Annotated in this window: 13 protein-coding genes; 10 read left to right on the forward strand and 3 right to left on the reverse strand. The window is 55.4% G+C overall.

The window, feature by feature from the left end:
* Positions 1 to 12: 12 nt before the first annotated feature.
* The 5 genes from FD38_RS07345 (at position 13) to FD38_RS07365 (ending at position 4,614) form a co-directional block, all read left to right on the forward strand.
* The gene (locus tag FD38_RS07345; protein ID WP_057732810.1) at positions 13 to 1,566 is read left to right on the forward strand and encodes an ABC-F family ATP-binding cassette domain-containing protein; all 1,554 of its coding nucleotides are present in this window, start codon (positions 13 to 15) and stop codon (positions 1,564 to 1,566) included.
* A gap of 24 nt (positions 1,567 to 1,590) precedes the next feature.
* Positions 1,591 to 2,139 (forward strand): L,D-transpeptidase, encoded by a 549-nt coding sequence (locus FD38_RS07350; RefSeq protein WP_057732812.1) that lies wholly within the window; start codon positions 1,591 to 1,593, stop codon positions 2,137 to 2,139.
* 203 nt (positions 2,140 to 2,342) lie between these two features.
* On the forward strand, positions 2,343 to 2,951 hold the full coding sequence (locus FD38_RS07355) for a L,D-transpeptidase (protein ID WP_057732814.1): 609 nt from the start codon (positions 2,343 to 2,345) through the stop codon (positions 2,949 to 2,951).
* Positions 2,952 to 3,321: 370 nt separating this feature from the next.
* A complete protein-coding gene (locus tag FD38_RS07360) occupies positions 3,322 to 3,861 on the forward strand; it encodes a L,D-transpeptidase (RefSeq protein ID WP_371862763.1) in 540 nt (179 codons plus the stop codon).
* A 135-nt stretch (positions 3,862 to 3,996) separates the two neighbouring features.
* Complete coding sequence (locus FD38_RS07365; RefSeq protein WP_057732819.1) at positions 3,997 to 4,614, forward strand: sugar O-acetyltransferase; 618 nt, start codon at positions 3,997 to 3,999, stop codon at positions 4,612 to 4,614.
* A gap of 62 nt (positions 4,615 to 4,676) precedes the next feature.
* Here FD38_RS07365 and FD38_RS07370 read toward each other — a convergent pair whose 3' ends face one another.
* The 3 genes from FD38_RS07370 to FD38_RS07380 form a co-directional block, all read right to left on the reverse strand.
* Positions 4,677 to 5,585 (reverse strand): proline-specific peptidase family protein, encoded by a 909-nt coding sequence (locus tag FD38_RS07370; protein WP_057732821.1) that lies wholly within the window; start codon positions 5,583 to 5,585, stop codon positions 4,677 to 4,679.
* 73 nt (positions 5,586 to 5,658) lie between these two features.
* Positions 5,659 to 8,097: a Xaa-Pro dipeptidyl-peptidase gene (locus FD38_RS07375; protein ID WP_057732823.1), complete on the reverse strand. Its 2,439-nt coding sequence runs from the start codon at positions 8,095 to 8,097 to the stop codon at positions 5,659 to 5,661.
* 108 nt (positions 8,098 to 8,205) lie between these two features.
* Positions 8,206 to 9,600 carry an APC family permease gene (locus FD38_RS07380; RefSeq protein WP_057732825.1) on the reverse strand — a complete coding sequence of 465 codons (1,395 nt, stop codon included), beginning with the start codon at positions 9,598 to 9,600 and terminating at the stop codon, positions 8,206 to 8,208.
* Between the two features lie 301 nt (positions 9,601 to 9,901).
* Between FD38_RS07380 and FD38_RS07385 the strand changes: the two genes are divergently transcribed.
* The 5 genes from FD38_RS07385 to FD38_RS07405 all read left to right on the forward strand — a co-directional run bounded on the left by FD38_RS07385 (position 9,902) and on the right by FD38_RS07405 (position 13,024).
* Complete coding sequence (locus tag FD38_RS07385; RefSeq protein ID WP_057732827.1) at positions 9,902 to 10,321, forward strand: bis(5'-nucleosyl)-tetraphosphatase; 420 nt, start codon at positions 9,902 to 9,904, stop codon at positions 10,319 to 10,321.
* Positions 10,318 to 10,878: a nucleoside/nucleotide kinase family protein gene (locus FD38_RS07390; protein WP_057732829.1), complete on the forward strand. Its 561-nt coding sequence runs from the start codon at positions 10,318 to 10,320 to the stop codon at positions 10,876 to 10,878. The genes FD38_RS07385 and FD38_RS07390 overlap by 4 nt, the downstream gene beginning before the upstream one ends.
* A gap of 84 nt (positions 10,879 to 10,962) precedes the next feature.
* Positions 10,963 to 11,421, forward strand: coding sequence for a Fur family transcriptional regulator (locus FD38_RS07395; RefSeq protein ID WP_057732830.1), 459 nt, complete (start codon positions 10,963 to 10,965; stop codon positions 11,419 to 11,421).
* A gap of 74 nt (positions 11,422 to 11,495) precedes the next feature.
* Positions 11,496 to 12,047, forward strand: coding sequence for a hypothetical protein (locus FD38_RS07400; RefSeq protein ID WP_057732832.1), 552 nt, complete (start codon positions 11,496 to 11,498; stop codon positions 12,045 to 12,047).
* A 20-nt stretch (positions 12,048 to 12,067) separates the two neighbouring features.
* On the forward strand, positions 12,068 to 13,024 hold the full coding sequence (locus FD38_RS07405; RefSeq protein WP_057732835.1) for a DUF6681 family protein: 957 nt from the start codon (positions 12,068 to 12,070) through the stop codon (positions 13,022 to 13,024).
* Positions 13,025 to 13,153 lie beyond the last annotated feature (129 nt).

The raw sequence follows: 13,153 nt of genomic DNA on the forward strand, positions 1-13,153 counted from the left end.
AAGGATTTAACCGTGCCACTATTAGAAGTTGATGACCTGAGCATGAGTTTCGCGGACAAGCAATTGTACGCCGATGCCAGCTTTCAACTGAACAAGGGTGAACATATGGGCGTCGTGGGTCAAAACGGGGTCGGTAAGTCCACGCTAATCAAGATTATTACGGGCCAGGAGCTCCCCGTGACGGGGTCCGTTAAATGGCAAAACAAGGCGCGGGTCGGTTACTTGGACCAGTACGCGGACATTCCGGAGGGGATGACGCTGATTGAGTTTTTGCATACGGCTTACGCGGACTTGTACGAAATGAACGACCGGATGACCGCGTTGTACACGGAATACGCCGAAAAAATGGACGATAAATTACTCGAACGGGCGGGCCGCCTGCAAGAGCAACTCGACGCGCGGAACTTCTACGACGTCGAAACCGAAATCGAACGGGTCATCTCCGGGTTAGGCCTAGACGACATTGGCCGCGATCACGAAGTTGCCAAGATGTCCGGGGGGCAACGGTCCAAGATCATCCTGGCCAAGTTGCTGCTGGAAAACAACGACGTTATCCTGTTGGACGAACCGACCAACTACCTGGACGTGACGCACATCGCCTGGTTGGAAGACTACCTGAACGGCTTTGACGGGGCGGCGTTGATCGTGTCTCACGATTACGACTTCCTGCAAAACGTCACCAATTGTATCATTAACGTGGCGTTTGGCCGGATCACTAAGTACCGGGGGAACTTCAAGCAGGCCATGCGGCAACGTGAGGAACGCGAGAAGGCCCAACAACGGGAATTTGATAAGCAACAGGTCGTGATCGAAAAGGCCGAACGCTTTATTCGCAAGAACAAGGCCGGGTCCAAGTCGACCATGGCGAAGTCCAGAGAAAAGATGCTGAACCGGATGGACCGGGTCGATCCGCCGTCGACCAACATTCAGGCGCACTTTGATTTTCCGTATCAGGATACGGGGTCGCAAAACGCCTTAGTGGTCGACCAACTTTCCGTGGGGTACGACCGGCCGCTGTTAAAGCCGGTGACCTTCTCGGTGACCACCAATCAGAAGGTGGGCTTGACCGGGTTCAACGGGGTCGGGAAATCGACGCTGATCAAGTCCATCTTAGGCCTCATCAAGGCCAAGGGTGGAGAAGCGCACTTCTCCCCGTCGGCCAAGATCAGCTACTTTAGTCAGGACTTAGTCTGGGATAACGACCACCAAACGCCGTTACAGATCATCCAGGCCAAGTACGAAAAATTGCCCCAAAAGGCGATTCGGACCAAGCTTTCCAAGTGTGGGTTGGACTCGGCCAACGCGATGAAGCCCATCGGGGAACTCTCCGGGGGAGAACAGACCAAGGTCAAGCTCGCGATGATGGAATTTGAGCCCGCGAACTTCCTGATCATGGACGAACCGACGAACCATTTGGACGATGAGACCAAGCAAGCCCTTAAGAATGCAATCGGGTCCTTCCCGGGCAACGCCATCATCGTCAGCCATGAGGCCAGCTTCTATACCGGCCTGGTCGACAAGATTTTAAACGTAGAAAAGCTGAGTTTAAAGAATTCCGCCAATTAACTTTGGGACGTGGGGGACGTCACCATGCGTAATTTCCGTAAATTTCTGATCATCGTGGGGCTGCTGCTGGTTGCGGGCTGGGGGCTTAATCAGGCGTTGGCCTGGTTCAAGATTGGCGTGGCCCAACCGGCCATCGATTGGCGCGCGCCCTCCGAGACCAAGGCCTACCCCGACCTCGCGGCGCACCCCAACGCCTGGCTGGACGTTAATACCAGCCGGCAGCGGGTCTACGTCAAAGCCGGTCGCCGCACACTGTACACCATGTACTGTTCGACCGGGACGGGGGATAACGCCACCCCGACCGGGACCTTCCACATTCAAGCGGAACGGGGGAAGATTTTTTACAACCCGACGTCCGGCGAGGGGGCCCGGTACTGGGTCTCCTGGAAAGATCACGGGGTGTACCTCTTTCACAGTGTGCCAATCAACAAAAATGGTGACTATATTACCCAAGAAGCCGAACAACTCGGCAAGACGGCCGCGTCGCACGGGTGTGTGCGATTGTCCGTGGCCGATGCTCGGTGGGTCTACCAACACGTGCCGTACGGGATGCGGGTAGTCATTCATGCTTAACAAGGGTGTCATTTTGAACAACAATGTTCGGAATGACGCCTTTTTTGAACGGCCAGCTGGTCAACATTTGGCGCGAGTGCCTAAAAAATGAAGTTAACGATTTGGTCAAATTAAGATTACGATTTAGTCAAATAGCTTCCTTTTTTCAGAAAAAACGGTTATGGTAAGCAGTACAATGAAAAAATTATAAAGGATGAAATTCGATGAAGCACTTTAGAAAATTGCTCTTGGTGGTGCTAGTCGTCCTCGTCGCCGGCTGGGGACTGAACCACCTTTTTCAGCGCTTATCCGCGACCTCGACGCCGCGAACCAGTCAATCCGCTAAAAAATCAACGACCAATACGACTACGCAAGCCGAGGCTAAGACCATCGACTGGCGGAAACCGTCCGAAAGTAAAGCCTACCCGAACTTAAAGAAACACCCTAACGCTTGGTTAGACGTCAATACCACCCGGCAACGGGTCTACGTCAAGGATGGACAACGGGTCCTCTACACGATGTACTGCTCGACCGGGACGGGCAAGAAGAACGGAACGCCGACCGGGACTTACCACATCCAGAGCGAACGGGGAACCTTCTTCTACAATCAAAGTTCCGGTGAAGGTGCGCGTTACTGGGTCTCCTGGAAGGACCATGGCATCTACCTCTTCCACAGTGTGCCGACCGACCAAGACGGCCACTACATTAAGAAGGAAGCCGAAGAATTGGGTAAATCCGCCGCATCCCACGGATGTGTCCGGTTGTCCGTGGCCGATGCCAAGTGGGTCTACGAGACCGTTCCTTACGGCATGAAAGTGGTTATTCACAGTTAAAACTGCAAGAGTGTGACAAAAGGCGGTTAGCTGGCGAGCATTAACGTCGTAGGGCGGATAATCCTGAACCTGGATTATCCGCCCTACGGGGTTAAGCACAACCAGCTGCCTTTAGGCGCACGTTTCGGCACCGTTCAGTCGGTGTTACCAAAAGAGTCCTGCCGACTGGCGGGGCTTTTTTGGTTTGGTTCTCACAAATAGCTAAGATTGGGGGACGGGATGGCCCAGATTGGTGGTAGCTACTGTTCGACGCTGTGGTATGATGAATAGCTGACAAAGTGTTGCCGCTAAGTTATTTGGCAGCAAAACAAAGGAGCGACCTATTTTGCGGAATCATCAGTTAATCGGCGGGCTGATTTTGGGCTTGATCATTGCCGGAAGCGTGGCGTGGGGCGGCAATCCAGCGCCCGTCATCGCTAAGGCCCCCGCCAAAGCCACGACCGTTAAGGCTAAGCCGGTTATTAATTGGCGCAAGCCATCACAAGCCAAGCCTTATCCGAATTTGAAACATTACCGTCACGCTTGGCTTTACGTCAGCACCAAGCGCCAACGGGTCTACGTTTACAACCATAAGGGGGCCCACCAGAAGGTCCTCTACACCATGTACTGCTCGACGGGAACCAAGAAGTCCCCGACGCCCAAGGGAACCTACCACATTCAAGCGCAACGGGGATATTCGTTCTATAACGCGGCGTCCGGTGAAGGGGCCCGTTATTGGGTCTCCTGGAAGGATCATGGCGTCTACTTATTCCATAGCGTGCCGGTTAATCGGCGGGGCCACTACGTGAAAGCAGAAGCCGCTAAATTGGGTCGCAAGCCCGCTTCGCACGGGTGTGTGCGCCTCTCCATCGCCGACGCACAGTGGGTCTACCACCACGTTCCATACGGGATGCGCGTTGAAATTCACTAATTGAAAGTTAATGGCGACCAGTTAACGGGATCCGTGCTTTTAGGCACGGATCCTTTAGTTTTTTAAGGCAACCAACTGCATTTTGGGGTACACTAGGCTGTAAGCGGTTTAGTTTAACGTAAAGGGGTTTTCAGAATGGTTAAAAAGATCAGCGCCGAAATCTTACAGCAGAGCGCACATAAAGATATTTTTCAAAAGGTGGCCGACGGGGACTGGTACCAATACGTCCACGAACCCAAGATGCAGGCGATCGTGAAGCGCAGTGCCCAGACGGTCCAACACATCAACGACGTGGCCAAGACCGACATTCCCGGGGCTAACCAATTGATTAAAGCGTTTTTGCCCAACCTGGGAAAGGACGTCGAACTGTACTGTCCCATTGTCAGCATCGAACACCCTAAGCAACTAACGATTGGGGAGGGCAGTTTCATCAACGCCCGGCTCCAGGTCCTGAGTGCGGGCAAGGTCACGATTGGCAAATATTGTTTTATCGGGCCCAACTGCCAACTCTTCACGCCCAACCATCCCACGGACGATTGGCAACTTCGCGCCCAGGGCTGGGAGTACGATTCACCCATCACGATTGGTGACTACTGCTGGTTCGGCGGGTCGGTGATCGTCTTACCCGGCGTGACGATTGGCCGCAACGTGGTGGTCGGCGCGGGCTCCGTGGTGACCCACGACCTACCGGACAACGTGATTGCGGCCGGTAATCCGGCCCAGGTCATCCGGCCGGTGCGCAATCCGAAATAATCCAGAACAACGAAAAACGCTTAGCGGCCAGGAAGGTCACTAAGCGTTTTTTGACGCGCAATTTAATCGTTGAAGTTATCGTTTTCCACGTCACGAATGAACGTTGCCAAGTGGTCGTAGTAGACCGGCGCGTTATCAATCATGTGGTGGTGGCCACCTTCGGGCGTCGTGGCCCACCGGGCGTGGGGGATGGTTTCGGCCATCCGCTTACCCGTGGCCAGTGGCATGGTTTCGTGTTCCCCGAAGGTCACTAACGTGGGAACTTGGTCGTTCTTGAGTTGGTCGCGAACGTCCCATTCCTTGAGCTTCCCGGTGATAACGAATTCGTTATCGCCCTGGAAGGCCCCGTAAACGTCGGTCGCCGTAGTGTCGATCAGGTGGGAGATGGCGGCCGGTTGTTTCCGGTCGACGTAGCCCTTGTTCAAGATGTCGACTAAGCCTTGGTACTTGGCATCGTCGTAGTTTCCGTTGGCTTCGACCTGCTTCATGTAAGCCAGTTGGTCGGCCGTCATGATCTTTTCGCGGATCTTGTTGACGTTGACCACGTATTCGTCGATGTTATCGACCATTGAGGAAATGATGGCCCCCTTGAGGTGTTGGCCGTACTTTAAGGAGTACATTTGAACCAGCGCGCCACCCCAGGATTGACCGATCAGGTAGAAGTGGTCGATGCCCAGCTTTTGCCGAACTTCTTCGACTTCATCCAAGAAGTAGTCGTAGGTCAGTAACTTTTGGTTTTCCGGCTTGCTGTAGTCGGGTTGATCGGAGTACCAGGAGCCCAATTGGTCGTACATGTGGACTTGGACGTTCAGCCCTTGCTTGGCGAGTTGCTTGGCGGTGTCTTCCCAGTATTCGTGGTTACCACCGGGGCCCCCGTGTAAGGCCAGCAAATGAATATCGCCGGTTCCCTGGGTGTTGGTCCAGAGGTGGTAGCCGTTGTCGAGCGTGATGATGGTGGTTCCTTGTTTCATAATCAAATTCCCCCGATGCTTAAAGTTTTAATGATGTCTAGTTTATCATGATTTTAATTAAAGACCCAATTTTCTAATCCGCTAACGTGGGGACGGTCAAGGTGGCCGTATCGAGCTGGATGGAATATTGTAGGTCCTGGTTGCCGCGCACCGTCATACCAAAGTCGGTGGCGTAGATGACCAACCCGAGCTGATGGCCGGCCAATAACCGGTGGTGGGTGGGTTGTAACGGCACACTCAGGTCGTAGAAGACGTTGGGTTTCAACTCGTCGACCTGGTAGGTGTTGGTCCGGTTTTGCAGGTTGCGGTGGCCCTTGGTGATCAGGTGCCAGGGCGTGACGGGGCCCAGCTGAAATTCTCGCAGGCTGTCTTCACGCCAGTGGTAGCCCAAGTCTAAGGCCTGACGTAGGGGCGTTGGGTTGGCTTTGAGGCGTTTGGCGTCGCCATAGTCCACCAATTGGAAACTCAACATCCCCACGGGTTGATTGACGGCCACGCGCAGGTTAACGGTGGGTTTGCCGTCGAGCACCAGGTCATGCTCTAAGCCGGCCGACTTGAAAATCAAACGGTGGTTGGCCATGGCGTTGTGTTTATCGCCTAACAGGTCGGCCTGCCAGTCGTCGATGTGGTGGGTGTAGTGTTCAAACTGTTTAACGGGCAACTGGTCGCTAAAGCTGATGGCCCCGGTTCCCGGCGTAGCCACGGGCGCGTCGATCAGTTCGCCTTCGCGTAGGGTAAAGCGGCGTTGTGGGTTAGTCGGGGCGTCCCAGTCGTCGAAGGCTTGCCAGCGTTCCGGTTGCGTGTTGTCCTGGATGATCACGTTGGGCAAGAGCGTGTCGGCCTGGTTGTCCACGCCCAGGAGCTCGTGGGTCAACCAGAGATTGACGATGTCGGTGTAGTCGATGGACCGAAAGGCGTTGATGTAAATGTGTTGGCCCTGATGCAGGATCAACTTCTTGGTGACGGGTAAGTCGCGGACCGCGTTCCATAAATTATTCACGTTGCGGGGTTTGACGTTCCAGTCGTTGAGACCGTGGACCAACAGGAGGTCGGCCTTGATGTCTTGGGCGTGTTTCAGGTAGTTACGGGCGTCCCAGAAACGGTTGTAGTTCCCGGTGGTCCGGTCTTGGTCGTGGGTGATCTGGGCCAACGCGGCCTGCCATTTGCCCTGAAGCTTGTGGTAGGCGCCGGCCTGTTGTTGGCGACTGAAGACCTCTTCGGCCAAGACGTCGGCGTCTTCACCGGGGAAGCCCCCCGGTGCGATCACTAGCCCACCGTCGCGGTAGTAGTCGTACCAACTGGAAATGGCGGCTTCACTGATGACGGTCTTTAAGCCCTGAACCCCGGTAGTGGCGGCGGCCGTCGACAGGGTCCCCAGGTAGGAGCGCCCGGTCATGGCAATGGCTTGGTTGGACCACCACGCGGCAATCGCCGTCGTGGCCGCGCGGGTCGTGAAGGCCGTGCGGTTACCGGCCAGCCACTCGATCACGGCGGTGGTCGAAATGGTTTCGTCGGGGTCCCCGGTGGTCCGTAACCCGTCGGAGTCCTTGGTCCCGATTCCGGCGGCGTAGGCCACGGCAAACCCGCGGGCCAAGAAGTAATCGTTCAGCGTGTAGGATTGCTCGCGCGCGAAGTGTTCTTCGGCGGTGCGCGTCGTCGCCGTCACGGGCCGTGGGGCGGGAACCGCGGAGGGCGTCTCCGGTGCGGTCACGTCGGCTAACGTCCGCTGTACGGGTTGCTTGGGGGTCAACGGCACATTGACGTTATGGGTCAGTGCCTCGCCCTCGGCGTCGTTGGTGCCCTGGTTGTAGGGACTCGACGTGAAGAGTACGGGGACCTTAAGTCCGTCGGCGGTTTCGGCCGGGCGTAAGACCTCGACCTTTAACAGGTCACGTTGCCCGTCGTGATCGGTGTCCTGAGAACTTTCCACGTAAACCACGTCGCGCAACAGCTCGCTGGTGTCGAAGACCGCTTGGGCCTTACCATTAAAGAGGAGCGGCTTGGTAACGCTGGCGTCGTGGTAGAACGGTACGAAATAGCCGTGGGTGGTCAGTTGGTCCAAGAACGTCTGCCCGGTCTTGGTGTGGGTAGCCAGCAGCAGGTACCAGGCCTGTTTGAGTTCGGCCAGGGTGAAGTCGGCCCCGGCATGGGAACTGACGGGGAGTTGGATCTTAGTCATGGCGGCTAACGGATCGGTCAAGTCGAAGTCGCGACCGACCGCAAAGTTCAACCGTTGGAGCGCTAAGTTGTAAAAGACCGTGACCGGCACGTTATCGTGAGTGGCCAGGAAAGTCGCCGCGTCGGTATCGGGCGTTGCTAGCAAGTCAGCCAACTGGGCCTCGACACTACTGGCAGCCGGAAACTCGGGCCAACTCTTGGCGTAAAAGGCCTTGAGGAGCGCGCTGGGCGTGGTGAGGGCTTCCGTGGTGTCGTCTAAGAAACGAATTTGGTGCAATTCGTCTAGCGCCTGTGTCGGCGTGGTGGGACGAATCGCAAATTGATGATTACGCATAAAATCGCCTACCTTAACCTAAAAGTGTTTGTGTGACTAGTTTATAACAATGATGGTTGTTCCACGCAGGTGGATGGTGGGTTTTGTCGGTGAGTAGCCGTTCAGAGCTTACGCTTGGTCGTTGAGCCGACTGTGGCGTAAGCCGTAAGTCAGGTAGATCACCAGTCCCAAGGCAAACCAGATGGTGGACGCAATCCACGTTTCGGCGGGCAACTGCAGCATCATGTAGAAGCACAGGAGTCCCGAAATAATTGGCAATACCGGGTAGAAGGGTACCTTGAAGCCCGTGTTTTTCGGCATTTCTGGCAGGTGTCGTAAGCGAATGATGCCGAAGGACACGAACAGAAAGGCGACCAAAGTCCCGATGTTGACCAGGTTGGTCAGTTGATCCAGGGGCACGAAGCCTCCCAGAATGGCGATGACCACCGTGACCACGGCCAGACTGTGCTTGGGCGTTCCCGTTTGGCTGTCGATCTTCCCCAAGAACTTGGGTAACAGCCCGTCACGGCCGACCGAGTAAATCAGACGCGACGAACTGTAGATCATGGTGACCATCATGGTGAACATACCGGCCAGTGCCCCTAACGAGATGATCCCGGAAGTCCAGTTCTGGTGGACCAGGGTCAACGCAAAGGCCACGGGGTCGGCCACGTTTAACTTGGTGTAGGTGACCATCCCGGTCAAGACGATGGCCACTAACATGTAGAGAACGGTGGCAACGACCAGCGTCCCGATGATCCCGATGGGCATGTTCCGCCGGGGATTCTTAACTTCGGCCGCCGAAGAGGAGACCACGTCAAACCCTAAGTAAGCGAAGAAAACGGTCGCGGCTCCGCGGCGAATCCCGGCGGCCCCGAACGGTGCGAAGGGGTGCCAGTTCTCGGGCCGAACGTAAAACGCGCCGACCACGACGAATAAAATAATAATGGCAATTTTGACGATGACGATGGCGTTGTTGATCCGCATGGATTCGCGCATCCCCCGATTCAACAGCCAACTGATGAAGAAGACCACCAGGATGGCGACCAGGTTGCCGTAGGTGCCGTGCGCTGGATCGAAGGGTCCGGCGATGGCCGTGGGGATGGTCAGGTGAAAGCCGGCCACGAACGATTTGAAGTAGGCCCCAAAGGCGTTGGCCACGGCGGCCACGGCTAAGACGTATTCGAGAATCAACGCCCAGCCTAAGACCCAACCGATGATTTCGCCGAAGACCAGGTTCCCGTAGGAGTAGGCCGATCCGGCAACGGGCAGCACGGAGGCAAATTCCGCGTAACACATGGCGGCGGTGGAACAGACGATGGCGGCCAGAAGGAAGGAAAGCACGATTCCGGGACCGCTGTACTGCGCGGCGATGGTCCCGGGGAGAATGAAGATCCCGGTCCCGATGACCGCACCAATCCCTAAGGACATGAGATCCTTAGCGGACATGGTTTTGGCAAAATGTTTGTCGCTGCTGAGATAACTATCGAGTTTCTCGCGGCGGAAGAGACGTGAAATAGCCATAAAAGGCCCCCTTGAAATAGTTGATATCTTGGCTAAGTGTACCCTAGAATTAAATTAAAAGTCAATGAGAGTTCGGCCGGTCAACGGCGAAAATTCGGCTTTTTGCCCGTCTCATTTTTGAAAACCGAGCGGGAAGGCTATTCGGGTGCTGCGGATTCCGTTATAATAAGGGTTTGCCATAGTGAATCGGTCCCGCGAAACCAAACCGTTGACGGAACCCACCACGCAGAATTAGCCTTAAACTAAATAAACAGCGGGTCGTACCCGCAAATGAGCCAAAATAATCAAGGAGGTCGGTTTAATGATTACCGAAAATGCCAGTGGAGCGGTCGTTTACCAAATCAAGGACGGCCAACCCCAATACCTACTACTAAAGAGTGCCACCAGTGACTTCTGGGGCTTTCCTAAGGGACACGTGGAAGGGGCCGAGACGGACCTCGAAACGGCGCACCGGGAGATTCAAGAAGAGACCCAACTGGACGTGACCGTGGATCCCGAATTTCACGTGGTCCTCGACTACGATATGCAGAATGGTCACCATAAGCACGTGGTCTTGTATACCGCTAAGGTGGCTAACGACGTCACGATTACCCGGCAGAAGGTCGAAATTAGTGACTTCGGGTGGTTCCCGTACAGCGAAGCGCGGGCAACGCTCAGCTATGCTAATCTCCAGGGCGCTCTCGATCAGGCCCACGCTTACTTAACGGCGGGTGCCCTATGACGCCAAAAGTCTTAGTGATCACCGGCGCCACGGGGACGGGGAAGACCACGGTCCAGCGCTATCTGGCGCAAAACTACCCGGTTACCCGGATTGTCACCCACACCACCCGCCCCCCACGTGCCGGGGAGGTCAACGGCCGTGACTACTATTTCGAAACCGATGAGTCGTTCGCGCGCAACCACTATCTCGAATCCGTGGTCTACGCGGGCTACCACTACGGCTCCTCGCGGGAGGGCATCGCCGAGGGATTCAAACGCGCCCCGTTTCCGGCCATCGTGTTGGATACCAAAGGGGCCATCACCTACGCGCAAACCCTGGGGGACCAAGCCGTGGTGATTTTCCTAACGGTCAGCGACACGGGCCAACTTCAGGGCCGCTTATCGGCGCGGGGGGATAACGCCACCATGTTGAAGCAACGGTTGGCCAGTCCGGAGTACCGGCGGGATCTGACCATGCCGTTAGCCTTACGTGGTCGGGCCATCGAGCTGAACAACGATCATTGGCAACAAACGCAACTGAAACTCGACGATTTGATGGCCCGGTTGACCGCCGAATAGGCGCGGTGGGCCGGCAGTTGCGTTTCTTAGGAAGTATGCTAAACTAACAGGGAATTCGGACTAATTATAAGGAGGCCGTCCATCATGGCAGAATCATTGACCGCCGCTGTGGCGATTTTAAAAAAGAACAAGTTAAAGCTCACCAAACAACGGCACGCGCTCTTATCGTTCCTACTGACCAATCAGGGTCACTACACGGACGTCGTGAACGTCGACGCCTATATGCGGACCGAATTTCCGGGGATGAGTCACAACACGGTTTACCGCAACCTCAAGGAATTTGAAGAGGTCGGCATCGTGGAACAAAACACGGAACAGGAACGGGCGCGAGTGAAGTACCAGTGTGATTTTCACCACCAGCATCACCACCACTTCATCTGCCAGAACTGTGGCAAGGTCACGGAACTGCAGATGTGCCCGCTAGACTTCTTCACCGACCAGCTTCCCGGTTGTGACGTGACGGGGCATAGCTTTGAGCTGTACGGGCTGTGCGCCGAATGCAAGGCTGCGGGCGTGACGGAAGCGACCTTAGTCAAAAATTAAAGGAATTTTGAGAAAGTTTTCACCTAACCATGAGATAATGGGCTCAACGAGTTAGGCATAAGGAGGAATCAGACATGGCGTACCGCACACCACCGTTTATCACGCCATTCGCAATTTTATCGATGGCATTGGCACTCGGGGCCACCAACGTGGTGACCAACAGCGTGACGAAGACCAACGAAGGCGCTAGTCGCGTGTCCACGACCAGTTCATCGTTATCGGGACAGTTCTCGGATAGTTCCGATAAGAAGAAGCCGAGTGACGATAGTAGTAAAAAGGATAAGAGCTCGGATTCTTCTGACAGTAGCAGTAAGGACAAGGCCTCTTCTGCCGATAGTTCCTCGACGGATACGCAAAGTTCATCGGCGGATAACACGTCGGAATCCGGGGATGACACCACTACGACTACGGGCAACACCAGTACGGGTGGGACCACCACGTCCAAGAAGAAGTCGTCGAGTTCCACCACGACCACGGGGAACACCAACAGCACCATGGACGACGATACCACAACGGGCAACGACACCACGTCGGATACCACGGGAACGACCGGTACCACGACCAATAACGCCACGACGACGCAAGGAACCACCGATGATGGTGGGACCACGGACGGTGGCAATTAAGCCAGAAAGGGGGACCGAAGATGTTAAGCTTTCTTGATATGGTGAACCATTACTTGGGGTACGTGAACGTCAGCGTTAAGCTCAAAAACCGGATCTATACGGTACTGGGCCTGCTGGGGGACTTCTACCTCTTTTACATCGCGGTGCGCTATCTGCAAAACGGCCATCCATTCTGGGGTCTATTGATCTTACTGGTGGCCATCATCTTGCTGTACTTCGCATTTTTGAACGGGGTCTACTACTTTACCAAAAAGAAGGCGCCGTTTGATATTTCGCCCAAGATCGAAAAATTATTGGGGACGAAGCCTAAAGACGCCGAAGCGACCCAACCGCGGCGCAATAGTCTCGGCCGTAACATTCCGGCGAACGGCTATTTCGACGAGAAGAAGATTCTTCCCGGCAAACTGATGGCGACCCCGGTACAGCAACAAAACGTCCAAAACCTGGCGACCCAACTTCAGCAAAACCGGCTCTTGCGGCTGGACTACTCTGGCTTGGGCGACCGGGAAATCATGGAACAGGTGCAAAAGGACGGCAAGCCGGTTTACGCTTCCGGTCCCGGCGTACTGATTCCGTACTTCGAAATGCAAAATGAAGATAACCACCTGGTGGTCTACGCGGGCTTGAACCAAGCCGACAAGCAGCCCGTGGGGACGGTCAGCACGGTGGGCCTACAAAACGTGAACGACGTACGCGACCAATTCAAGCTGTACCTGGCCAACGCAACGCTGGTCGGCGGACCGTTCAAGGTCGTTGGGCGGACCACGTTGATTGAACAGGACAACGACTTCGCGGTCGCCGTGCAACTGGCGTACAAGCACCAAGCGGAAGACCAACCCACCACGACTGCGCGAACCGGTCAAACCCCGGCCACGACCACGACCCGGCGCCAACGGTACGACCAACAGGCCACGTCATCAGCAGCGTCTACTACGGATGACGAACCCATGACGCGGCGGTCACGCTACCACCATTAAATTGAATCGTTTGACTTAAAGTTCTGGCTGCGGCCAGAACTTTTTTTGACCAGTCATCACCGGGCAAAAACGGTTGGTAGGTAACTCTTTTGAGGGGATAACGACTTTGGCAAGGACGGGGCGAACGAG

Origin of the sequence: Levilactobacillus zymae DSM 19395, from assembly GCF_001434115.1 — a bacterium.
Taxonomy (GTDB): Bacteria; Bacillota; Bacilli; order Lactobacillales; family Lactobacillaceae; genus Levilactobacillus; species Levilactobacillus zymae.

Excerpts from the sequence above, each read along its gene's own strand:
- FD38_RS07380 (WP_057732825.1), bottom strand. The coding sequence starts at position 9,600 with ATGGCTATTTCACGTCTCTTCCGCCGCGAGAAACTCGATAGTTATCTC.
- FD38_RS07375 (WP_057732823.1), bottom strand. The coding sequence starts at position 8,097 with ATGCGTAATCATCAATTTGCGATTCGTCCCACCACGCCGACACAGGCG.
- FD38_RS07370 (WP_057732821.1), bottom strand. The coding sequence starts at position 5,585 with ATGAAACAAGGAACCACCATCATCACGCTCGACAACGGCTACCACCTC.
- FD38_RS07395 (WP_057732830.1), top strand. The coding sequence starts at position 10,963 with ATGGCAGAATCATTGACCGCCGCTGTGGCGATTTTAAAAAAGAACAAG.
- FD38_RS07405 (WP_057732835.1), top strand. The coding sequence starts at position 12,068 with ATGTTAAGCTTTCTTGATATGGTGAACCATTACTTGGGGTACGTGAAC.
- FD38_RS07385 (WP_057732827.1), top strand. The coding sequence starts at position 9,902 with ATGATTACCGAAAATGCCAGTGGAGCGGTCGTTTACCAAATCAAGGAC.
- FD38_RS07390 (WP_057732829.1), top strand. The coding sequence starts at position 10,318 with ATGACGCCAAAAGTCTTAGTGATCACCGGCGCCACGGGGACGGGGAAG.
- FD38_RS07400 (WP_057732832.1), top strand. The coding sequence starts at position 11,496 with ATGGCGTACCGCACACCACCGTTTATCACGCCATTCGCAATTTTATCG.
- FD38_RS07355 (WP_057732814.1), top strand. The coding sequence starts at position 2,343 with ATGAAGCACTTTAGAAAATTGCTCTTGGTGGTGCTAGTCGTCCTCGTC.
- FD38_RS07365 (WP_057732819.1), top strand. The coding sequence starts at position 3,997 with ATGGTTAAAAAGATCAGCGCCGAAATCTTACAGCAGAGCGCACATAAA.
- FD38_RS07350 (WP_057732812.1), top strand. The coding sequence starts at position 1,591 with ATGCGTAATTTCCGTAAATTTCTGATCATCGTGGGGCTGCTGCTGGTT.